Annotated in this window: 18 protein-coding genes and 3 pseudogenes; 5 read left to right on the plus strand and 16 right to left on the minus strand. The window is 60.7% G+C overall.

The window, feature by feature from the left end; genetic code table 11:
* Nucleotides 1–5 precede the first annotated feature (5 nt).
* From GCT19_RS35775 to GCT19_RS35830, 12 genes are all read right to left on the minus strand, one after another.
* Nucleotides 6–719 carry an IS6 family transposase gene (locus GCT19_RS35775; RefSeq protein WP_152854536.1) on the minus strand — a complete coding sequence of 238 codons (714 nt, stop codon included), beginning with the start codon at nucleotides 717–719 and terminating at the stop codon, nucleotides 6–8.
* 286 nt (nucleotides 720–1,005) lie between these two features.
* Nucleotides 1,006–2,964 carry a methyl-accepting chemotaxis protein gene (locus GCT19_RS35780; protein WP_018435855.1) on the minus strand — a complete coding sequence of 653 codons (1,959 nt, stop codon included), beginning with the start codon at nucleotides 2,962–2,964 and terminating at the stop codon, nucleotides 1,006–1,008.
* Nucleotides 2,961–3,203, minus strand: coding sequence for a hypothetical protein (locus GCT19_RS35785; RefSeq protein WP_018435854.1), 243 nt, complete (start codon nucleotides 3,201–3,203; stop codon nucleotides 2,961–2,963). The genes GCT19_RS35780 and GCT19_RS35785 overlap by 4 nt, the downstream gene beginning before the upstream one ends.
* Nucleotides 3,204–3,268: 65 nt before the next feature.
* Complete coding sequence (locus GCT19_RS35790) at nucleotides 3,269–3,484, minus strand: hypothetical protein (protein WP_152854537.1); 216 nt, start codon at nucleotides 3,482–3,484, stop codon at nucleotides 3,269–3,271.
* Between the two features lie 143 nt (nucleotides 3,485–3,627).
* Nucleotides 3,628–4,782, minus strand: coding sequence for a porin (locus GCT19_RS35795; protein WP_152854538.1), 1,155 nt, complete (start codon nucleotides 4,780–4,782; stop codon nucleotides 3,628–3,630).
* Between the two features lie 125 nt (nucleotides 4,783–4,907).
* Complete coding sequence (gene mhpA, locus GCT19_RS35800) at nucleotides 4,908–6,533, minus strand: bifunctional 3-(3-hydroxy-phenyl)propionate/3-hydroxycinnamic acid hydroxylase MhpA (protein WP_018435851.1); 1,626 nt, start codon at nucleotides 6,531–6,533, stop codon at nucleotides 4,908–4,910.
* Nucleotides 6,530–7,300, minus strand: a complete 771-nt coding sequence (locus GCT19_RS35805; protein WP_152854539.1) for an HpcH/HpaI aldolase family protein — start codon at nucleotides 7,298–7,300, stop codon at nucleotides 6,530–6,532. The genes mhpA (GCT19_RS35800) and GCT19_RS35805 overlap by 4 nt, the downstream gene beginning before the upstream one ends.
* On the minus strand, nucleotides 7,297–7,758 hold the full coding sequence (locus tag GCT19_RS35810; RefSeq protein ID WP_018435849.1) for a nuclear transport factor 2 family protein: 462 nt from the start codon (nucleotides 7,756–7,758) through the stop codon (nucleotides 7,297–7,299). Before GCT19_RS35810 ends, GCT19_RS35805 begins: the two co-directional genes overlap by 4 nt.
* Nucleotides 7,759–7,779: 21 nt before the next feature.
* A complete protein-coding gene (locus GCT19_RS35815; protein ID WP_018435848.1) occupies nucleotides 7,780–8,583 on the minus strand; it encodes a 2-keto-4-pentenoate hydratase in 804 nt (267 codons plus the stop codon).
* Between the two features lie 7 nt (nucleotides 8,584–8,590).
* Nucleotides 8,591–9,466, minus strand: coding sequence for an alpha/beta fold hydrolase (locus GCT19_RS35820; RefSeq protein ID WP_018435847.1), 876 nt, complete (start codon nucleotides 9,464–9,466; stop codon nucleotides 8,591–8,593).
* The gene (locus tag GCT19_RS35825; RefSeq protein WP_152854540.1) at nucleotides 9,463–10,398 is read right to left on the minus strand and encodes a 3-carboxyethylcatechol 2,3-dioxygenase; all 936 of its coding nucleotides are present in this window, start codon (nucleotides 10,396–10,398) and stop codon (nucleotides 9,463–9,465) included. Before GCT19_RS35825 ends, GCT19_RS35820 begins: the two co-directional genes overlap by 4 nt.
* Nucleotides 10,399–10,439: 41 nt before the next feature.
* Nucleotides 10,440–11,825, minus strand: coding sequence for an MFS transporter (locus GCT19_RS35830; RefSeq protein ID WP_152854541.1), 1,386 nt, complete (start codon nucleotides 11,823–11,825; stop codon nucleotides 10,440–10,442).
* 129 nt (nucleotides 11,826–11,954) lie between these two features.
* Between GCT19_RS35830 and GCT19_RS35835 the strand changes: the two genes are divergently transcribed.
* Nucleotides 11,955–12,695, plus strand: coding sequence for an SDR family oxidoreductase (locus tag GCT19_RS35835; RefSeq protein ID WP_013093488.1), 741 nt, complete (start codon nucleotides 11,955–11,957; stop codon nucleotides 12,693–12,695).
* Between the two features lie 121 nt (nucleotides 12,696–12,816).
* Here the strand turns inward: GCT19_RS35835 and mhpA (GCT19_RS35840) are convergent, their stop codons facing one another.
* The 4 genes and pseudogenes from mhpA (GCT19_RS35840) to GCT19_RS35855 form a co-directional block, all read right to left on the minus strand.
* Nucleotides 12,817–14,283, minus strand: a complete 1,467-nt coding sequence (gene mhpA / locus GCT19_RS35840) for a bifunctional 3-(3-hydroxy-phenyl)propionate/3-hydroxycinnamic acid hydroxylase MhpA (RefSeq protein ID WP_152854551.1) — start codon at nucleotides 14,281–14,283, stop codon at nucleotides 12,817–12,819.
* 275 nt (nucleotides 14,284–14,558) lie between these two features.
* Complete coding sequence (locus GCT19_RS35845; RefSeq protein WP_152854542.1) at nucleotides 14,559–15,410, minus strand: fumarylacetoacetate hydrolase family protein; 852 nt, start codon at nucleotides 15,408–15,410, stop codon at nucleotides 14,559–14,561.
* Nucleotides 15,411–16,102: 692 nt separating this feature from the next.
* Nucleotides 16,103–16,915 (minus strand): IclR family transcriptional regulator, encoded by an 813-nt coding sequence (locus GCT19_RS35850; protein WP_018435842.1) that lies wholly within the window; start codon nucleotides 16,913–16,915, stop codon nucleotides 16,103–16,105.
* Between the two features lie 162 nt (nucleotides 16,916–17,077).
* Nucleotides 17,078–17,643 (minus strand): annotated as a pseudogene (locus GCT19_RS35855) (VOC family protein).
* A 145-nt stretch (nucleotides 17,644–17,788) separates the two neighbouring features.
* Here GCT19_RS35855 and GCT19_RS35860 point away from each other — a divergent pair.
* The 4 genes and pseudogenes from GCT19_RS35860 (at nucleotide 17,789) to GCT19_RS42995 (ending at nucleotide 22,317) form a co-directional block, all read left to right on the plus strand.
* A complete protein-coding gene (locus tag GCT19_RS35860; protein WP_018435837.1) occupies nucleotides 17,789–18,640 on the plus strand; it encodes a fumarylacetoacetate hydrolase family protein in 852 nt (283 codons plus the stop codon).
* Nucleotides 18,641–18,696: 56 nt separating this feature from the next.
* On the plus strand, nucleotides 18,697–20,220 hold the full coding sequence (gene mhpA / locus GCT19_RS35865; RefSeq protein WP_152854543.1) for a bifunctional 3-(3-hydroxy-phenyl)propionate/3-hydroxycinnamic acid hydroxylase MhpA: 1,524 nt from the start codon (nucleotides 18,697–18,699) through the stop codon (nucleotides 20,218–20,220).
* A 95-nt stretch (nucleotides 20,221–20,315) separates the two neighbouring features.
* Nucleotides 20,316–21,620 (plus strand): annotated as a pseudogene (locus tag GCT19_RS35870) (MFS transporter); the annotation flags it as partial.
* Nucleotides 21,606–22,317 (plus strand): annotated as a pseudogene (locus tag GCT19_RS42995) (IS5 family transposase). The pseudogenes GCT19_RS35870 and GCT19_RS42995, both read left to right, overlap by 15 nt.
* Nucleotides 22,318–22,385: the final 68 nt, after the last annotated feature.

Consider the following 22,385-nt stretch of genomic DNA (forward strand, 5'->3'; position numbering starts at 1 on the left):
TTGCATCATCGTGCTAAAAGGACTGCATTCCAAACAGCAGGCGCAGTGGTATCTTTGAGGCGCAACCGTGCGAGGTTGAACTGACCGTTGCGAATGCGATGCATCAACTCGACGCCCGATATCGTAACGGCCGCATTCCCGAAAAGTTTGAAGCCAAGCATTGCATTGACCCTGGACTTGATGTTGCGATGATCCTGCTCGATCAAATTGTTCAAATACTTCGACGATCGCAACGTCGTGTCCGCAGGGAGAAACTGGTCCGCCTTCATTTCGCGCACCGCGCGGTGAGACGCAGCGTAACCGTCCAGCGTGATCGTCTTCGGAGCGAACCCCTGAGCCCTGATCGCTTTCGCGAAGAAAGCCTTTGCCGCCGCGACATCGCGTTTGGCGCTGAGCCGGAAGTCGACCGTCTTTCCTGCGCGGTCAACTGCACGGTAAAGATAGCCCCATTTGCCACGGACTTTCACATACGTCTCGTCAACTCTCCATGAGCGTCCCGCAGATTTCGCGAACCGATCCCAGCGCTTGACGAACTCCGGCGTGAAGCGTTTGACCCAGCGCATGATCGTCGTGTGCGCCAGCGACAGCCCACGCTCGGCCATTATTTCAACGAGGTCGCGGAAACTGAGCTTATAACGCAGATACCAACGCACACACAGGATGATAACTTCGCGGTCAAAGTGGCGGCCGTTGAATAGCCTGTCGATGTCTATCCACATAGCCTGCTCGCGCGGGTCAAAACTCGAGCTTAACCTACCGGGCTCCTCTGATTTGCACCGGAGCCCGGGACAGCAGGGCGTATGGCCTTGCGGCTTGTGGCATTGTAGTGAGGATTCGGAACGCGTGATCGAGGCCGTTGCACACGCGTTTGCGGAGATAACCCGGCATTGCCGCAGCCGCCGGGCAACGGCCAGATCAGTGTCGCGCCGTGCCGGTATCGGGGGTTCCCGGATGCCGGCAATGCCAGCATATTTCCAGTGGCTTGCGCGGCGCGTCCATCAACACCTAAGAAGCGACCAGATATCCGTCCGACACCTTGAACACATCCACCGCGCGCTTGAGAAGCACGGCCTGTTCGCTCATCGACTGGGCGGCCGCCGTGGCCTGCTCGACGAGCGCCGCGTTTTGCTGCGTGACCTGGTCCATCTGGACCACCGCCGAATTTACTTGCTCGATGCCCTTGTGCTGTTCGTCCGAGGCGGCGGCGATCTCGCCCATCAGATCCGCCACGCGGCGCACGGCGGACACCACTTCGTTGATCGTCCGGCCGGCCTCGTCCACGTGTTCGGTGCCGGCGGTCACGTGATCCACCGACTCGTTGATGAGGTCCTTGATCTCCTTCGCGGCGGTGGCCGCGCGCTGCGCCAGGTTGCGCACTTCGCTCGCGACCACCGCGAAGCCGCGCCCCTGTTCGCCGGCCCGTGCGGCCTCCACGGCCGCGTTGAGTGCGAGAATATTGGTCTGGAATGCGATGGATTCGATCGTGGCGGTAATGTTGGCGACTTTCGTCGAGCTGTTCGAAATATCGCGCATCGTGTGAACCACGCGCCCCACCACCTCGCCGCCGCGCGCAGCGATTTCGGATGCGTGGGCCGCGAGCGTGTTGCCCTGTCTCGCGCTTTCGGTGTTGTGACGAACCGTCGACGTCAGCTGTATCATATTCGCCGCGCTTTCTTCGAGTGACGCAGCTTGTTCTTCCGTTCGCGAACTGAGGTCCGTGTTGCCGGCAGCAATCTGCGCCGAACCCGTGGAAATGGTTTCCGCTCCCGTGCGAATCCGGGCAACCATGCTGGCCAGGCTGCTGTTCATCGCTTTCAGCGCCTGCATTAGCTGGCCGGTTTCGTCCGTGGTGGCCACTTCGATATGACTCGTGAGATCCCCGTCGGCCACGCGATTCGCCAGGGCCAGCGCATTACGGAGCGGCCCCGTGATGCGGCGTACCACAATACTGGACAAGACGATCGCGATGAGGAGCATCATGCCGAGCAGTCCGACCTGGACCAGCATCGCGCGATGCACGCGGTTCGAGCGCAGGTCGAGTTGTGCCTTAAGGCTGTCGAGCGCGCGGGCTTCGAGCGCAAAGAGCGGGTCCAACGCGCCCGTGAAGGTTTTGATGTAGTCGATTGCCGCGTAGTGGATCGCGTCGGCACTGACGATCTCTCGGGTCGCCAGATCAAGGGCCGCGCGAATCGACGTATTGGCGCGATCGAGCTCGTCCGCGAGCGCGGCACTGAGTTCGGGCTCCGCGTGAAAGGCCTTGTCGAAAGCCTTTCCCAGATCGTCGGCCTGATCCGATGCAGCGTTGGCCAGCGAGGCGAGCATGGCCCGTTCCGTTGGGCTCGCTTCTCCTCTGGCCAGTATTCCGGCGCCCCGGGACCGCGTGAGGCTCAGCGTTGCGGTGGCCTTCGGCAAGCTCACGAGCGCCGCCCGCACGAGATAGTGCGTCCCCACCTCGGAATCGAGAGCGAGGCCGGTGTCGTCGAGCAGGAGATCGAGAATGGAGAGGTATTGTTCGATGATCTCCGTGTGGCGCATGGTGGACTCCTTGTCGCTGAGCTTGCGCGCGTCGACTGCCGCTGCAATCTCACGCCAGTTCGCGACCGCGCTTTCCCAGGCGCGCATCATGTCGGGACGGCGCGTTCGTGCTTTCTGATCCTGGTCGATGCGGGCGATGGCCTGGTCCACCGCTGCTCGCGTCGCTTCGCGACTCGCGGCGACGGTGTTGTTGCCGCCTAGCAGCGTGGCGGCTTGCGCCCGGTGCTGCAGCGTCAGCTGAATCAACGACAGGAGCGCGCGTGCGGACTCGAGGCCTGCCTGTTCGGTGCTGGCAGCGCTCACGGCGTTCAACGATGACTTGAGCTGGAGGTACGTTGGCACGCCTATGGTGGGCAGAATCAGGATCCCCAGCAGGAGAAGCTTTCGGGCGATAGGCAGGCGATCAATAAACGATATCAACGATTTCATGATTTCCGAGAGCAGGCGTTTCGAAAGCGGTCAGCGCGCAACGGCGCGCCGAAACGGGTAGTGCGGATGCCAGGGGCGGGCAGTGCTTTATCCTTGCCGGCACACGCGTAGCCGGACGCGGGCGGCAGCGGCCCCTTGATCCGGCCGCCTTGCCCTGGCCGGATGTCGGTGACGCGCGTGGTCCGTCCTGCCTTGACCTGCGCGAGCAAGTCGAAGGCTTTCTCATGCGGCACGTGCATGTCGTTGTGCCTCGATCGTTCCGTTCGCGCGCTACGCAGCGATCTCATTCATCGTGAACCCGGCTTCAAGCAGGATTTCGTCGTTGTGCTGCCCCGAGCGTCGGCGGCCCGTGCGCGACCGAGTGTGGCGCGCCGCCGACCTGAAATCCGCTGCGCGTGACCGTGATGCTGTCGCGCTCCGGATCGTCGATCAGCAGGGTCATCGTCAGTTCGCGGTGCGCCACCTGCGGCTGTGCGAGCGCCTGGGACACGCGCACGCCCGTCAGTAGTTGGCTGCTCATGACTATCCCGACTAGATTTCGACTGTATTCGCGTTGTACGAATTTCACCGCTTCGACGCCTCCGTTTCGCCGGTTCCGGCACGTTGCGGAGGCGTCGTCTTTCAAGCGGGTGAAGTCAGGCGCGATGCGACTGAGGGCGCGCTTTAGAACAGGTGACGAATGCCAGCCACGACCACCGTCTGGCTCCCGTTGCTCGACGGCGCCAGCAGGTACGTAACGGCTTTCGCGTCGGTCGCACGCTGATAGTTGGTAAAGACGTAGACGTTGGTACGCTTCGACAACAGATAGTTGATGCTGATCTGTCCCATGTTCCAGTGCGGAGCCGCGTCGATACCGCCGCCGTATTGCCCCTTCGTGTAGACATAGGCCGCGCCGAGCACGAGGAACGGCGTGATGTCGTAGGTGGCGTTGACGTCGAAGTTGTCGAGATGCAGCGACGTGTGGTCGAGATAGTCGTACCGCACGTCCGTGACGAGGCCGGTCAGGCGCAGCTTGCTGAACGTGTATTGCGCGCCGCCGCCGAATTCGCGCTGACGGCTCACGCCCGCGTTCCGGTTGATCGGGCTGGTATGGAACAGCAGGAACGGCGGCCCGACGTAATCGTCGGTGACCGCGCCGTTCGGATTCAGCGTCGGGCCCGGGTAATTCGTATTCAGGCCGACCAGCGCCAGCTTGAGCGGCCCGTTGTCGTAGGCCACGCCCGCGCTCACCGAGCGATTCACGGCCCACTGGCCGGCCGCGTTGCTCATCGCGTACATGACCGACCCACGCAGCCCGTTCACCGTCGGCGACTGGTACTTGATCGAGTTGTTGTAGCGATACGATCCGAACAGATTGTCGTTGTCGCCGATATGGGCGGAGAGGCCCAGCGCGGCAACCGGCGCTTCGAAACGGTCGAGATAGTCGAACGGAATGTCGTACTGGCGACCGAGCGTCACCGTACCCCACGACTTGTCGCTCAGGCCGACGTAGGCCTGGCGTCCGAACATGCGTCCACCTTGCTGGAACTTGCCGTTGGTGATGTCGAAGCCGTTTTCGAGCACGAAGATCGCGTTGAGACCACCGCCCAGATCTTCGACGCCGCGCAGGCCCCAGCGGTTATTCTGCATCGTGCCTGCAATCATCTGGACGGACGAGCTTCCGCCCACGTTACTGACCCAGCCCACGCCCGTGGAGATAATGCCGTACAGCGTGACCGAACTCTGTGCGTGCGCAGCCTGGGCGCCAAAGAGCAAGGCGGCGAGGGACGCCAATGCTGCGCCCCGGCGCAGCACGGCGTTGGGTGACTTCGAATTCATATGCATCTCCAAAGCGTAGTTATAAGAGTGGACTGCAATACGAAAAGCGGATTGCCCGAAAGCAGTCGCGCTACGTGCCTGATAAACCGATCAATTTGCCGCGTCTGGCACGGCCTATAGCGACATTACTGCTGCGGCAGACAGAAATGCGCAGCGTCTAATACACGTGCCAGCACATCGTCTAGCTCCTGTGCCAAGCATTCGGCGGCAACCACATGGTCAGGACGAACGACAACCGCACCGACCGGCCTGGCGTCAAACCAGGCTTGCAAGCTGGGCTCTCCACCCAAGTCACCGATCACCGTAACTCCCGCAGGGGCGTGACGACGCGCCCACGGCAGTTGTGCTTTAGGCACCACCTGAACAAGTCGTACGCGCAGATGCGCTAGCGCAGCGCAACGTTCGGCCAAAATAAAAGCCATCGGATTGTTGTTCCACATCAGGACGCGCCAACCCTGACCGGTGGCGTCGTCGAGCAGCATTTCGACGCCTTCAGCGTTGGTCACTCGTGGCTGCGGGAAGATGGCACCAGCCATGCGGGGCACATCGCGCGCCGCCAGCGTCTTGAAGCTCGGCAGCGGCGTGTGTACCACCACACCTTTGTCGAACTTGGGTTGAGGCTTGAAGGCCTGCCGCTTCTGTGCTTCACGTTCCTCGGGTGTGCGGTTGGCAGCGATGCGGTCTCGTTCCGCAGCTTTCGCGGGGTCGTGATCCGTCATTTCCTTGGCCATGCCAAGTGAGACGGCGACCATCTGCTTGACGTGCCCCATTCGCTCCATCTCGTACGTTTCGAGCAGAGCATCGCCGCATGCGCCATTGATCACCGCACCAAGCTTCCAGGCCAGATTGAAAGCGTCGCGGATGCCGGAGTTCCATCCCTGTCCACCGACCACCGGCATCACGTGCGCGGCATCGCCCGCGAGGAAGATGGAGCCAACCTTGAACTGTCCGGCCACACGCGCGTGGTGCCGATAGACCCGACGACGAATGATCTCCAGCTTGGTTGGGTCAGGCACATGCGGTGCCAGCAGCGCGTGGATGTAGTCATCGTTTTCCACCAGCGAAGGATCTTCGCTTTCGAACAGCGTGAATTCCCAACGACGGATCCCATGCGGCAGTGCGATGCTGGCATAGCTGCGTTTCGGGTCGCCGCCGAACACGGCGTGCGGCGTTCCAATGGGGTCATTGGCAACGTCAATGACGATGCCAGCGGATGGTCGAGTTTCGCCGTCGAACGAAATACCCAGTTGCGTGCGAGTGCGCGAGGAACCGCCTTCTGCTGCGACTACGTAGCGTGCACGCAGCTTCTCGCCACGCTCAGTCGTGGCCACCACGCCCTCGCCATCTTCGAGCAAATCGACGACCTCGGTACTGAACCGCACCGCTGTGTTCGGAAAACGCTTGAGCCCGTCAAGCAGCACCCTATCCACCAGCGGCTGTACAAATCCGTTGCGGCGGGGCCACCCGAACTCGCGAGTTGTCGGGTTGACTTCCGAAAGGATCTGTCGATCGCCGTTGACCATATAGATCTTCTGATCGGGGATGGTGTGAGGCAACACCTCATCCACAAGGCCAGCAGTCTGCATCGCCCGCAGGGCTTCGTCGTCGATGCCCACTGCGCGTGGGTAGTCGATCAGGGTCTCGCCCTTCTCGACGAGAAGAACATTAACTCCCTGCTGTCCAAGCAGGTTGGCTAGCATGAGGCCAACAGGCCCCGCACCGATGATGAGAACGTCCGCGGTTTTGCTCATGGGCGATTCCTTGTAGATAGAGCGGTCTTGAGTTCGTTGATGTTGTCGCCGAACGCGCGATTCAACAAAACGAGGTCGATACCGAATGCGACATAGTCAACCAGTCCATCGGCCAACAACGCCGCGGTGTATGCAGATTTGCCTGAATAGATGCCGAGGGTCACGCCATGGGCCTGGGTGAGTTCGCGCAAGTGGACGATCGCGTCGCGAACAGGCCCGTCGTCCCAGTCACCGCGCCCCGGCAGACCATAGGAAACGGCAAGATCGGCAGGACCGATGTAGATCGAGTCCAGCCCCGGAGTGGAGATGATTTCCTCCGCGCGTTCGACGCCGATCCGGGTCTCGATCTGGGCAATGGTCGAGACGGCGAGGTTGCCTGCTTCGGCATACGAATCACCGATGTAGAGCCCTGGCCTCGACGGTCCCATGCTGCGATTACCAATGGGTAGATATTTGGTCGCAGCCACCAAGGCCTGTGCCTGCTCGCGCGACTCGATAGTGGGGGCAACAATGCCGCGCGCGCCGCTGTCAAGCAGGCGCAGGATCTGGCCGGGGTCAGTCGAGCCGACACGCGCCCAAGCGTAAGCGTTGTCGCGAGGAATCGAGCGCAGGATGCCACACGCGGCGTCGAGACCGAGTTCGCCATGTTGAAGATCGAGGATGACGCCGTCGTAGCCGGCAACCTTCGCCCATTCCGGAATGGAGAACGAAGGCAGCGTCTGATGCACCAATATCTTGGGCCCGCTCGCGAGAGCTGCTGTTTTCATGGCTTGCTCTCACGTTCTGTGAGCCGCGCCGCATGCGCAGCAGCAGCGTTGCCTCCGAAGACTGGCACGATCTCGCGGCGGGAGAATCGCCACTGACCTTCAACCTTGCGATACCGCTCACGGAACTCACCCACAGAAGCGGGCTGTGTCTGCGGCTCGTTGGTGTCGCGGAACGTCAGATACTGCACGGTGCCGGCCACTTCATCGCCGTCCCAGACCAACCGGATTCCACCAATGAAATGGCGGCTGACGATGTCGGCTTGCTTCACCCGCTTGGCACCCCAAGTCTTGCTCTGCTCGCGATTCATCGTGCCCAAGGGGCCGACTGAGACACCGTCTTCGGTATAGAGCTCCCACGCGGTATCGGCCTGGTTGTGATCCAGGCGGTAAAGCATCTCGGAAATGAGCTGCTCAATCTCGGCGCGGGTGACTGCATCAACGGGGCAATAGTTACTCATGGTGTAGTTCTCTCTCGAAACTCATGCCTTCGAATCGACACTCGCGACCACGCGGCCGAGACCGGTAATGGTGGCAACACACTCGACATCCACCGGCCAAGGCTCGATGTAGCCAATCGAACCCGAGAGCAGCACCTCGCCAGCTCTCAACGGCTGCCCCGTGCGGATGGCTGTGTCGGCCAGCCAGAGCACGGCGTTGATCGGGTCGCCAAGTACATTGCTTCCGACGCCGCGCGTAATCTCCTTGCCGCCCCCGGTAATCACCATTTCGACCGCTTTGAGATCTACCGAGCCATAGGGATGCTTTTCCTCGCCTACCACGATGCCACTGCATCCGGCGTTGTCGGCGATGGTGTCTACAATCTGCCCCACGCTGCCGCCGTAGCGGAAATCAACGACCTCGAAGGCTGGTGTCACGTAGTCAATGGCCGCCGCCACTCGCTCGAGCGTGGCATCGAAAATATCGCTCTTGAGCACAAATGCGACTTCGGCTTCGATTAGCAATCGGTTGTAGCGCGACTTGGGCAACACCGCACCCGACTGGAAAACCATGTCGTCGTGGATAACTCCGTAGTCAGGTTCACTAATGCCGACGCGCTTTTGCACGTTCGGATTGGTCAGTCCCACTTTTCGACCTACCCTGCGCACGCCCAGATTTCGTTCGCGCAGTGCGGCGAACTCGGCCGAGATTGCATAGGCTGCGTCAAGGTCGCGCTCAGGCAACCGCGGGCTGACGTAAGGAACGGTATAGACACCAACGCGGGCGTCGTAGAGCTCACGAGCGATGCTATGGATAGTTTCAGAGGGGATGATCATAGTGGTCATGTTCTGGCTAGCTCTGGCGGTGCTGTTTGTCGAGGAAGGAGACGGCCGCCGCATTGAATACCTCCGCACCTTCCCACTGGGGCCAGTGCGCAGCGCCCTCAACAAGCAGAAACTCGCCTTGAGGAATAAGCGCAGCCAAGCGCCGGCCTTCTGAAGCGTCGCCAGTGGGTTCATGGTCTGTCCAGACAAAGAGCGCTGGCACGGGGATGGCCGCGAAATCCTGGTCTGTGACACGGTTGTGCCAACGCTGTTCCGGCTGACGCAACACCGAGATATGAGCCATGTTTGCCCCGCTCGGATCCCGGCTGTATATAGCTTGGCGAACGCGCACTAACTCTTCCGTTATCTTCTGTGGGTCGTGGATCACGACCTGAAGGCGCTTTTTGACGTTCTCGAACGTCGGCTCGGTGACCGCTTGCTTGCTCACTGATTGCGCCTTGTCTACCTTCTGCTCGCCAACCACGCGGCCGCCGGGCGCACTCAGAATCACGCTCAGCAAACGATTAGAGTGGTGGGCAGCAAACTTGACCGCGACCCATCCCCCGAGTGACTCCCCGGCAAGATGGACCCGCTTGAGATTGAGCGCATCCAGCAGCCCTAGCAAGTGCGACTCGTACTCGGGGATTTCCAAGTCGTGATCGGTCAGGGTTGTGTACCCATGACCTGGATAGTCGTAACCGATGACACGGTAGCCAGCCTGAACCAGCGCACGCACGTTCTGCGTCCAGGCCTCAATGTGGCCACTGGTGCCATTGGCAAGCACTACGACCCTGTCACCTTCGCCGAGGTCGAGCACACGCGTGCGCCACGGCCCGACGTCAACGTAATGCAGACGATGCGGAAGATCCGACACTGCTTCCCAGAAGGTCACAAGACGGTTCATGCTGCACATCCCGCCTGAACGGCAAAACCGGCGCCCCAGCTCTTGACGGCCCAATAACGGTCGACAGGCAGCTTGTATTTACCAGCCGTTGAGAGCGCGGCATAAGCCGCTATCCAGCTGCGCATCTCATGTGCAGCTGAGCCACCATCAATGACGAACTGGTCGTTGTCCCACGTATCAACCGGTGACAAATCACCCGATCGGAAGGTGTCAAGCAGCAAGGTATCCCAAGCCTCGTTCAGCGGGGCACTCGAACCCTTGCCATCCGCAATCCTCTGGATCGCATCCACGATGGCCTGTTCACGTGTGCGGCGCTCTTCGCGCGTGGGGGCATAGGAAACCAAACGTGCTTTCAGTTCGGGAGGAGCCCCCTCCCAACGCGGAATTGGCGGGGAATGCGAAATGCCCCCCGAGGCGATGAAGAGCACTCGCTTTCCAAGCTGTAGCGCAGCTTTGCCAAACGCCTCACCCATCTCGCGCACACGCTTCATCGGTGTCAACGGAAAGGCAATTGCGTTGACGAACACCGGGACGATGGGCCGCGTATGACTCTTGCCGAGCAAGAAGTCCACGGGCTGCATGACGCCATGATCAACCGTCATTCGCTCCGATCGCGCGATGTCGATGCCCTGATCCAGTACTGCGGCATGCAGCTGGCGCGCGGTCTCGCCATCAACATTGATGAAGCCCTCGGTCGTGCCGTAGTCGCCGATCCCCTCAGCCTGCGCACCGATCACCCACGGGGCGATGTTCGAATACAGCTGGCCATTGAAGTGATCGGGCCCGAAAACGACGACGACCTCGGGGGCGAAACGCTCAATGAAGGCGCGAACCTCCTGGATGCCGGCCATGATTTCAGCAAGCGTGGTACCGCCTGGATCGACGTTACCGAAAGACGGCGCATGGGATAGAGCTGCGACAGCGAGTGACATGTGTATTCCTTTTCGAGGCGACCTGAAGGGCAGCCCTCTTGTTAGCAGGTTTGCTTACTGCGGTCGGCCTGCTTGCCACCAGATCTCGCAGCCAAGGTTGCGCGCTCACTTGATGCCGAGCGCTTAAGCCCAACGTGCAGTACCAAAAGGCCGATGGCTGCGATCAACATCGGAAGTGAAAACAGTGTGAAGGCCGTACCCATGTCCATGCCACCATCGAAGCTCATACCACCAAGGATGGGCGCCGCGATGCCGCCAAAGCGACCCATGCCGATGACCACCCCGTAGCCCGTTGAGCGGGCCAACGTTGGATACAGGAGCGGAACGATCCCGTAAAAACCCGCCGTTCCGGCACAGACGAAGAACGACGCGATGAACACCGTCCACATCGCACCGGGCATCGCCGGGCCGGCGATGCCGAAGTACGACATGGCCGCCGCGGCCATCACCAGGAAAATGGGCGTCAGGATGCGCAAGTTGATGCGGTTGCCGATGAAGCCGAAGACGAGGCTCCCGGCGATACCACCCAAGCTGAATGCAACAACGAGCTGGGGAGCCAGCAACGGCTTGTGGTTCATACTGGCCACCGTGCTGGGCGCCCAGGTGGTCAGGAAGTAGAAGCTCACCATGTAGGCAACGTAGGACACGATCATCAGCACCGTCTGCCAGAGCAACGGGGCGCTGGCAATGGTGCGCAATGCCCCGGTCACCTTGACATCTGGATTCGAAGACTCCGGCAACGCGGTCAACGTGGGCTGCCGCATCTTCGCGAGGATCCTGTTCAGTTGCAGCAGCGAGTCGCGACGACGCCCCTCGGCCAACCAGGCGAGCGACTCCGGCAGCAAAAAGTAGGTCCCGGTCGCGGCAAGCACGCTGAGACCGAACCCGACCCACCAGCCGAATTGCCACCCGTGGGTGGCCAGCATCGGCCCGACAAGCATGGCGCCGAGCAATCCGCCGATATTGATCGCGGCCGCGTAGATCGCCATCACCAGCGGATAGACGCGCTTGGCGGTGTATTCAGACAGGATCACGCCGACCACGGCGACAAGGGCACCAATGCCGACGCCGGTGATGATGCGGCTGATGACCAACAGCATGGTTCCGCGTTCGGCTGAAGCGAACGGGCCAATCAACATCCCGATCCCGATCACGCACGTCGCGAGCACACCCGTCAGGCGGCGCCCCATTCGGTCGGCAATGGGTGCGACGACGATCGAGCCGATCAACATCCCGATGAGGGCGCCCGACAGCACCATCCCCAACTGCGTCTTTGAAACGCCAAAGCCCCGCTCAATGAACGGCGCAGCGAATGCCGCCAGTGTCAAGTCGTAACCATCGAGCACGACGAGCACGATCGACACTAAGACGACGCGCAGCTGTAAGCTGGTCATGGGCGAATCTGCGATGTGATCGGAAATTTTCATAAAACGCCGTCTCTTTTGTATAATTGATTTTGAAAATATATCTCAATAATTGAGAAAAAAACAGTCATTTCCGGTATTGACGTATTCCCGGAGCCCCAGTTAGCACCACACACTTGAAGGAGTCAGCGCATGGCCGAGATTGGAGATAGCCCACGAGGCACGGAAAAGCAAAAGGTCGGCATTGTTGTCGCAGGAGGTTCCGGCATTGGTGCAGCCTGCGTGCGTGAGCTTGCGGCCTGCGGCTGGCGTGTCGTGGCCCTGTCTCCGTCCGGCCGCGGTCGCATGCTCGCCGAGTCACTGGGCGGTGCTGGCGTTGATGGCTCCAACACCAACATCGCGGACCTGCGGGCGACAGTTGATCTCGCAATCGAAAAGTTCGGTCGCATTGACGCGGTGATCAACAACAGTGGCCACGCCGCACGCGGGACGCTGCTCGACATCAGCGATGACGACTGGCTGCACGGTGTGGATTTGTACTTGTTGAGCGTCGTTCGCATGGCTCGCATCGCTACCCCGCACCTTCTTGCGTCGGGCGGTGGCGCGATCGTCAACATCTCCACAGCGGGGGCTTTCGAACCCAACCGGATGTTCCCTATCTCGACAACGCTGCGCGCCGCGCTGGGTTCGTTCACCAAGCTCTATGCCGATGAGTACGGGCCGCAAGGCATCCGCATGAACAACGTGCTCCCCGGATTTACAAAGGACGATCCCGCTGCAGTGCCGCCCGAATGGACCAGCAAGATCCCCTTGCGCCGCGCTCAAAGTACCGCCGAATTGGCCCGGGTCGTACGCTTTCTCGCGAGTGACGAGTCCGCGTACATCACCGGGCAGAACCTGCGCGCCGACGGCGGGGAAACCCGCTCGGTCTGACGCAACACCGATCATTTGGTCGTCCCAACTGCTACGCTACGCTTCACTCCCGCTTCAACACTTGCGCAGGTTGCGCTGCGCAATGTTGCTCAAGTGTTTGTGGGGCCCTTGCCGCCGGCGCTCATGCACAGATTGGGGAATCTGCACCGCGTGCCTGCAGCAATTGCTCCAGCTCGCGGTCTGTCGCAGCCACCCCCGCGACATAGCGGTCGGGGCGTACCAACGCGGCAACGATGCCCGACGCCTCCATCCAATTCGTCAGCGAAGGCTCGGTGACCGCGACGATGGGCACACGGTCCTTGATCAGGGCCTTCGCTGCACCTAGCGCGACGGGAGATACAAACAACGAATAGGCGTAGCCCGTGTCATCGTCCGTGCGCGATCCGTCGGCGCGAACCGCCTGCGGGATCATGCGTCCGCCAAGGGAGCCTCCCACATGAGCGCCAGGGCCGAGCGACGGTTGCGGAGTCGAAAACAATTCAGGCTGTGCAAACTCCTTGTCGCGCCGCCGCACGACATCCGGGTCGGTGGTTTGGATGATGTGCCCCAGGCGCACCGCTGTTGAGATGAACTCACGCACATGCGGCTCGCGCTCGGATTCATAAGTGTTCAACAAGTCTTCACCTGCCTCGCCGCGAATCACTGCCGCCAACTTCCATGCGAGGTTGGAAGCATCGCGGATACCCGCACACATGCCTTGCCCCATGAACGGCGGCGTCAGATGCGCAGCATCGCCCGCCAGCAGCAGGCGGCCTTTTCGCCACCCGCGCGCGACAACAGCGCGAAAGGTATAGAGCGCGGGGCGCTCCAGCGTAGCCTCTTGTGGCGTGACCCAGCGTGACAGCAGTTTCCAGATGGATTCCGGCTGCGTAATGATCGCTGGATCGTCGCCCGGCACCAGCATCAGCTCCCAGCGCCGGCGCATGCCGACGCCGCGCACGTAAGTTCCCGGGCGCGATGGATCGCAATACTGGATGCTGTAGTCGCCCAAATCGGGGCGCTCACGATTCAGAACCACGTCCACCACGATCCATTGTTCGTGTTGCTGCAAATCGTCCATGCGCGCTCCGATGAGTCCACGTATGATGGATCGCGCCCCATCGCAACCGACGACGTAGCGTGCTTTCTCTTGCAACGCTTTGCCGGTGGAAAGATCCTTGATGCGTAGATCAACGCCGTCTGACGCAACCGTGCAATCGAGCATCTCGTGCTTCACGCGAATGTCCGCACCGGCGTGCTCGGCCAGCTTTTGCCGCAGCGTTTGTTCCAGCCAGGGCTGGTGACAACGGTAGCTGGCATACCAGCCCATGGGCCCGATTTCCAAGTCGCGCGACCAATCAATCAGCAGCCGCCCGTCGGAGTCAATGAACTTCATGCCCGGCGATGGACGCACCTGGGATTTCAACGCATCGGCAACGCCGATGCTCTGGAACACACGCATGCACTCACCATCGAAATGCACTGCACGCGGCAGGGGATAGATGCCCGCTTCGCGGTCGATCGCCAGCACCCGAAGGCCTTGCTGTGCGAGCAGGGTTGCCAGCGTTACCCCCGTGGGGCCGAGACCGATGATCGCAACGTCGTGCATAAATTCTTCTTTCGATAGAGCTGTGCTCTGGTTTACCTGATGGCGATGCCCCGGATCGCCTCGTCCCTTTTTGGAAGCCATTGAGTTGATTCGGGCTCCTGTAGATCAGGTCTGCGCGACCTTGGGACGGCTAGTTCTGAGCTCTGTTCAGGACAGGAAGCCATGCGATGGGCACGCAGCCCACCATGCATGGGTATAGGGTCTTCATGCCGGTCTGTGAATGACCCTGAACATGAAAGAAGCCAAGGCTGATGCTCGATTCGTACGGAGCCGGATCACTGCTCGTCAGCAATCGGATTGCGCAGCACGCCGATGCGCTCCACATCAATCTCCACCACGTCGCCCGCCTTCATCCAGACTGGCGGGTGGCGTCGTGCACCGACGCCACCCGGCGTACCTGTGACGATGACGTCGCCCGCTTCAAGCGGTGCAATGGTGGACACGTAAGCAATCTGCTTGGCGATGCTGTGAATCATCATGTCGGTGGTGGTGTTCTGCATCTCTTGTCCATTAAGGCGCGTCACCATCTTCAGGCGCGTGTCAAACGGAATTTCGTCTGCGGTCACCATCCAGGGGCCAAATCCGCCGGTGCGCCAAAAGTTCTTGCCCGGAATCCACTGCGAGGTATGGCGCTGCCAGTCGCGCACGCTGCCATCGTTGTAGCAGGCATAACCCGCGATGTGCTGGGGCGCATCTGCTGGGGCGATGCGACGCCCGCCCTTGCCGATGACAACGGCGATTTCCGCCTCAAAGTCGAGCTGCGTCGATTCCCTGGGCCGCACGATGGCCTGCTCATGACCGACTTGTGAACTTGCCACGCGCAAGAAGAAGGTCGGCTGTTCAGTGACTTCGCGGTTGGTTTCCTGAACGTGCTCGTGGTAGTTCAGACCGCAGCACCAGATCTTGCCGGGGTCGGGAATCACCGGCAGCAGCGTCACGTCCGACATCTGGAAATCTGCCTGGCGCCCCGATACCAGCTCGGCAGCCTCACCCACGGCATCTGCAGCCAGCAAATCCTTCAGGCTGACATACCGCCCGTTGAACGCCTGACCCAAGTCCACGATGCCTGCATCGATCACCGCACCAAAACCTACACGGCCTTGCCGTTCGAAGCTCACCAGTTTCATTTAATGTCCTTCAATAAAAATTAATATATCTCATTATTCGAGAATTATGCTCGATCGTCAAGCCATGCAGGATTCGAATGCAAGGCTCAACCATCCCCAGGCAAGCTGGCGAAGCACTTCGTTTCGGTCGGCGTGTGGTGCCTAACAGGCGCTGGAAGTTGATCCCACCCCGGACGACGTACCGGTCCGGCTGGAGTTGGCCCGCATTCGGTTAACAACACTCGCTCACTGATGGCACCGTTTGCCAAGAACTCTCGGTATCATTGTTCGGATCGCGCCCACCCTGGCGGTTACATGACATAGCTTATGTCGATGTAACGCGGCGAAACGGTCTTTTGGCCGCTACTCGGTACCTCTCCTCTAACGCAAACGCACCAGGCTCAGAGACAACACCGCCAGAACGCGATCCCACACTCGGCATCGACCCATCATCGCAGCCAGCCAGCCGCCTCCATCGGGCTCGGCAGCGCACGACAATCACGCACACGGCAATTAAGGAAACGGCACAATCGCGCCCGACAAAGCGGCGAACGAGATCGAGCGGCCACGAACAAAGCCAGCAATCGGTTGCGCCCAGGGTCTTACTGCGACCCGTTCCTGCCTTTCACGAATGCCCGGTGGCCGTCTCAAGTCGGTCTTGAAGCGGCCCTTCGAAAGTTGGACGGACGATCATGGGCGCATATGGCCGTGGATTATGTCGAACGCCTGGTTGGCGACACGGTGTGCGACAGCGAAGCTGCTGCAGTTCCACGGCTTTCAATGGCCGCCCGCGTGCGTTGTGAAGTTCGCGCCGCGGCCTCCCGCAGCGATTCAACGAGACGCTCGAGATTAGCGAACTCGAGTCGTTGAGTCGGGATGATCAACGCAAGCGATCCGACCGCTTCACTGGAGTCGTCGGTGAATAGCGGCGACGCGAGTGCCGAAACCCCGTGTTCCAGTTCGTCTCTTGAGAGATAAAAACCCGCCCGTCGGATTTTGAGCAGCGAAGCCCGAAACTCTTCAAGCGTCGTCCCGAGGCCGCTCTGTGCAATGTCCTCGGGATATTGTTCGAACAGGATCGCGAGCTTGGCCTTCGGGAAGGTCGAAAGTATCGCCTTCGGAGCGGCGCCGAGAAACAGAGGTCTTGGTCGGCCGCGGCCGTATCGAAGATCAAGCGCCGCGTCGTACGTCTCCCGATGCGTGTCAACAAGCTCGTTTCCGTACCAGCGCGACATCACCACATCGAAGCCGGAATGCTCGCTTAACTCGTGCATGATCGGCTGGCCGATTGCCAGCAGCGGATCCGAAGCACGCAGGCGGTAATCCAGCCTGATTATGCGAGGACCGAGCCCGTACTCTCCGCCCGTGAACCGGACGAGCAAACCCGCATCCACGAGTTCACGCACGTAGCGATAAGCCGTTGGCGCCGAACACTCCAGTTCAGCAGCAACGTCTTCGGCGGACAAGAATGGCTTGGCCTCCGAAAACAGTTCGAGTATGGATAAAAGCCGGGTGATGCTCGACATCTGCGCGCTGAGCTCCTTCTATGTGAGCGGATTATGCACTCGCGCGCTTTCCCGCCGGGCTTCCCGGCTCACGGCAAACGCTCGGGCGCGCCCGACAGCCTGTCTTTCACGGCCGGCGATTTGTGCTTACCCGGTAGACCGCCAACCGAGCAGGCAACTTGATTATGCAAGGCCCATGCGCACAGCCATCTCGGCTTGCCAATCGCTTCGCGGCCTGAATCCCGGCAGCCCGCTCGCGTGGCGCTCAACAGCCGCCATCAGTTGTGCGTCGGGCAAGTCGAAGTCCGCTGGCACCCGCATCGGCTGGTCGACGTACCAAGGCGTATCGATGAAGAGCTCCAGCCGGTTGCCCTCGGGGTCGCGCGCATAAATCGAAATCGCGTTGCCATGCGTGACGGGATTGATCTCTTCCAGACCTTCCGAGACGAAGCGCGCGTGAAACTGCCTGAGCGTGTCGAGGCTGTCCGCTTCGAGTGAAATCTAATTTATCGGATTGAATGCCAGGTGCTCCGGTCGACCGCCTGCGAGCACGATCTGGTGATGCACCGCAGGATCGCGACTTAGGAACACCAGCCGCACTTCGCCGTGCGGCGTCTGCAGCGTCCCGCGATCGGTCACGGGAACTTCAGCACCCGCGAATAGAAGTCTTCCACCCGTGCCATATCGCTCACGGAGAAGCCCATATGGCTTAACGACAGCCCGCTTCGCGCTTTCTTCATACCGTCCATGCTCGTCTCCAGTAGTGATAAACCCTAGCGAAAAACACGTTGTGCCCACAGTTAAACATAGCTTATTCTCAACATGCGATAAATTTACGACTTCATTGAGGTCGCCAGGGTTGATCTAACCGGATTTTATCTTCTTGGAGCGTCAATGAAACTCGTCAGCTTTTCTACCCATCAAGGCCCCTCCTTCGGCGTCGTTCGCGGCGACAGCGTGATTGACCTCGGCAAGCGGCTGAACGGCCGTTACGCCGACCTGAAGGCACTGATTGCCGCCAACGCGCTGGGTGAGGCCGCCCAAGCGGCTCAGGGTGATCAGGGCGACTACCCGCTGTCGGAAGTGACGCTGCTGCCGGTGATTCCCAACCCCGAGCAGATCTTCTGCGTCGGGCTCAACTATGCTGAGCATGTCAAGGAAACCAATCGGGAAACCACCGAGCAGCCGGTCATCTTCATGCGGCTTCCAGCTTCGCAAGTGGGCCATGGACAGCCGATGCTGCGTCCGCCCGAGTCTCAGCAATTCGACTACGAGGGTGAGATCGCCGTGATCATCGGGCGGGGTGGGCGGCGCATCGCTGAAGCCGACGCATGGAATCACATCGCCGGGTATGCCTGCTACAACGATGGCTCGGTGCGCGACTGGCAGCGTCACACCACCCAGTGGGGACCGGGCAAGAACTTCTATCGCACGGGCGCCTTCGGGCCGTGGATGGTGACGAGCGACGAAATCGAGCCGAACGCCCTCATGATGCTCGTCACGCGTCTGAACGGGCAGGAAGTGCAACGCGCGACCACGCAGATGCTGATTCACGGCATCGCGAAGCAGATCGCCTATCTGTCGACATTCACGCCGCTCGCGCCGGGCGACGTCATCGTCACTGGCACGCCCGGCGGCGTCGGGGCAAAGCGCAATCCGCCCCTCTTCATGAAGCCTGGCGACCGGGTCGAAGTGGAAGTCGACCGGATTGGCGTGCTCTCCAATCCGATCGCCGACGAAGCATAAAGACCGTTGCCGGAAGCGCACCCGCGCCTCCGACGCCTCATGAAGTGGATGTAGACATGTCAGATAAAACCATTTCGATGCACGCATGCGACTACGATGTCGCGATCATCGGCCTCGGCCCGACTGGTGCGACGCTGGCCAACTTACTGGCGACCGAAGGCTTGCGGGTACTCGTGCTGGAGCGAGACAAGGACATTTTTGCGCTGCCCCGCGCGGTGCATTTTGACGGCGAATGCATGCGGGTGTTTCAGAGCATAGGGCTTGCCGACACGCTGCTTCCCAAATTGTTTGTCGGTCCCGGCATGAAATTCGTGAACGCCGCCGGCCAACTCCTTATCGACTGGTCACGCCCCACGTGCATTGGCCCGCACGGCTGGTGCGCCAGTTACAAATTTCATCAACCCGACCTCGAAAACGCGTTGCGCGATCGCCTGGCGGGTCAGGCAAACATCGACGTACGGCTGCGTCACGAAGTGTTTGCGCTTGACGAAACCAGCGATGGCGTCCAGCTCCGCTTCGAGGACACCAGCTGCGGCAAGCTTGGCCGTGCGACGGCTCGCTATGTGGTCGGATGCGATGGCGCGCGCTCGATTGCGCGACGATTCATGGGCACCGAACTCACCGATCTGAAATCGCATGAACGCTGGGTCGTCGTCGATGTCTTGCTCGACACCCCGCGCCCCGACCTCGGTGATTTCTCCATTCAGTATTGCGACCCGGCGCGCCCGACGACCTATACCCGTGGTCCGGGAAATCGCCGCCGCTGGGAAATCATGGTCATGCCGGGCGATGATGCGACGCAACTTGCGTCCCCCGAATGGCTGTGGGATAAGCTCGCGCGCTGGATTTCCCCGGCCGATGCCCGACTTGAGCGGTCCGCGATTTATACCTTCCACTCGGTCGTGGCGAACGGCTGGCGCCGCGGACGATTGCTGCTGGCTGGCGATGCCGCGCATCAGACACCGCCCTTCATGGGTCAGGGGATGGCCGCCGGCATTCGCGATGCGTCGAATCTTGCCTGGAAGCTCGCGACCGTCATTCGCGGCACTTCGCCCGATACGCTGCTCGATACGTACGAATCAGAACGTTCGCCTCATGTGCGCGAGTTTATCGAAACCGCGGTGCGACTTGGTTCGGTCATTCAGACGACCCATCCGGAGGCTGCGACCAGCCGGGACATCGAAATGAGCGCTGCGATTCGCCATTTCGTCACTCCGCAACCGAAGCTCGGCCCCGGAGCCTACCTCGACGCATCCTCGTCGGCCGTGGTGGGCCAGGTCGCGCCCCAACCGCGCCTGGCAGACGGACGTCTGATGGACGACGTCGTCGGCTATCGGTTTGCGCTCGTCGCGTTGCCTGAGCTGCTCGCCGGATGTGATGACATTGCGGAGCGCGCCGAACGGGCGGGCGTCCAGATCGTCTGCGATGCAGACGCGGTGAATACGTGGTTAGCGTCAACGAGCGCCGCAGCGGTGCTGATCCGCCCAGACCGCTACGTCTATGGCATTGCACACGACACCGCTTCTTTGTACAGCTTGCTCGAGCACGCATTCCCCGCACTGCAAACCGCCACCGCTTAACCGACCCGGCCGCCGCGCAGACAGCGTTGAACCGCCGAGACAGCGCGGCCACGCACACCTATTGGCCGAAGAAGCCAACAATCTTTGGATGAGTCATGGAGCTATCTCACCACCCGGTCAGCGCCGCAGACCATTCGCACGCTGCCGGCTTATCGCGGGCGCAATGGAAGATGATTCTTATTGCTCGCCTGGGCGGGTCGCTGGAATTTTACGATTTCATCGTCTACGGTTTCTTCGCCCATCACATCGCGGCCCAGTTTTTCCCGAACGCTTCGTCGTTGATCAGCATGCTGGCCGCATTTTCAGTGCTGGCGATCGGCTATGTCATCCGGCCGCTCGGCGGCATCGTCCTGAGCAGCTGGGGGGATCGTTACGGCCGACGTCCGATCTTTCTTGGCTCGATCATCGTGGTGACCACAGCAACCATCTGTCTGGGGCTGCTGCCCAATTTCCAGAGCTGGGGTATCACGGCTTCGATCCTGCTCATCCTGCTGCGCATGCTGCAAGGCTTCTGCGTCGGCGGTGAAATGCCGGGCGCCATCACTTACGCCGTAGAAGCGGCACCGCATCGTGCGGGGCTGGCCGCTGGCATCATCATCTGTGCGGTCAACGTGGGCGTCTTGCTTGCGACCTTCGTTAATCTCGGCATTCAAAGCTACCTCTCCAGCGCTGACGCGGCGGCTTATGGTTGGCGCATTGCGTTCCTGTTCGGCGGACTCTGCGGGCTCCTGTCCTATTGGATGCGTCGCAATCTGGACGAGTCCCCCGAGTTCAAGGAGATGCATGGCGCGGTCGTCAAGCAACCATTTCGCGAGACGCTGCGACATCATGGCAAAGCTGTCGTCGCCGGAGCGCTCACGATCGCGGTGATGGCCGGCGTCAATGGCATCCTTTACGGTCACATGCCGGCCTATCTGGTCCAACAACTGCACTATGCGCCCCAGACGGCGGCGATTGCCCAGAATGCCTATCTGGTCGTCAGCTCCTTTGGTCTGCTTGCTGCAGGCTGGCTCGGAGACAAGATTGCGCGCCGATACCTGTTGCGAACGTCAGCGGCACTGCTGATCGTGCTGAGCTACCCGTTTTATTGGGCGCTTGCAAATCACACCGTCGATCCGGTCGTTTTATTCGTGCTCGCCGCTGTGGTGTTCTCACTCGCAAGCGGTACGTGGCCATCCGTCCTCGCCGATCAGTTTCCCGTCCAAGTCCGCTTCAGTGGCATCGCGCTGGCATACAACATCTCGGTAGTCGTATTCAGCGGCTTCGCACCGTTGCTCGCCACTATGCTGGTTCGCGAGACCGGTTCCTTGGCAGCACCCGCCTACTACGTCGTCGGAGCGTGCGCGGTCGCCTTACTCGCAAGCTTTGCCTTGCCAAAGTCAAGTCTGCTACCGGGCTTATGGGCACGAATCGAATCCGTCTTACCGGGCAAGGAATGAGATCCGGGTCGCACGGCGAGCGACAATCGCTGGTTTGTCGAAGCTGTCCTCTGGATTGGCCGGACCGGCTGCCCCTGGCACGATTTGCCCAAAGAGTTCGGCCGATGGCATACGGTGTACATGCGCTTCTCCCGGTGGCGTCGCAAAGGCGTTTGGGAACGCGTGGCGCTCGCCGTGTCCGACGAGACGGAGATCAAATGTGTGCTGATCGACTCGACCATCGTGCGTGCGCACCAGCATTCGGCCGGAGCTCGAATAAAAGCGGCCCGCAAGCTCTCGGCCGCTCGAGCGAAGGACTGACGACCAAGTTGCATCTGGCCATCGATGAAACCGGGCGGCCTCTGCGAATGATCGTCACCGAAGGGCAGGTCTCGGACATTTCGTGTGCACACGAATTGGTCGAGCATCTACGCACGGGTGCTGTGATTGCTGACCCATCCGCGCTACGCGTGCGAAGGCCGTTATCCCGCCGCGCTCGAACCGAAAGACCAAGCGTCGGTACAGCCGCGTGCTGTATCGAACTCGGCACATCGTCGAACGCTTCTTCAATCGCATCAAACATTTTCGTCGCATTGCCACTCGTTACGACAAGCTTGCGGGGAACTACCTCGCCCTTCCTTCGCTTGCCTGCGCCTTTGGACTGCTCGTGAGAATGTGAACAGAAGCTAGCACCTTTTCATCATAAACAGTGTGCGACCGCGAGATGTTCAAGCGGCTCGCACATCC

The organism is Paraburkholderia atlantica (assembly GCF_009362785.1).
Classification (GTDB): domain Bacteria; phylum Pseudomonadota; class Gammaproteobacteria; order Burkholderiales; family Burkholderiaceae; genus Paraburkholderia; species Paraburkholderia atlantica.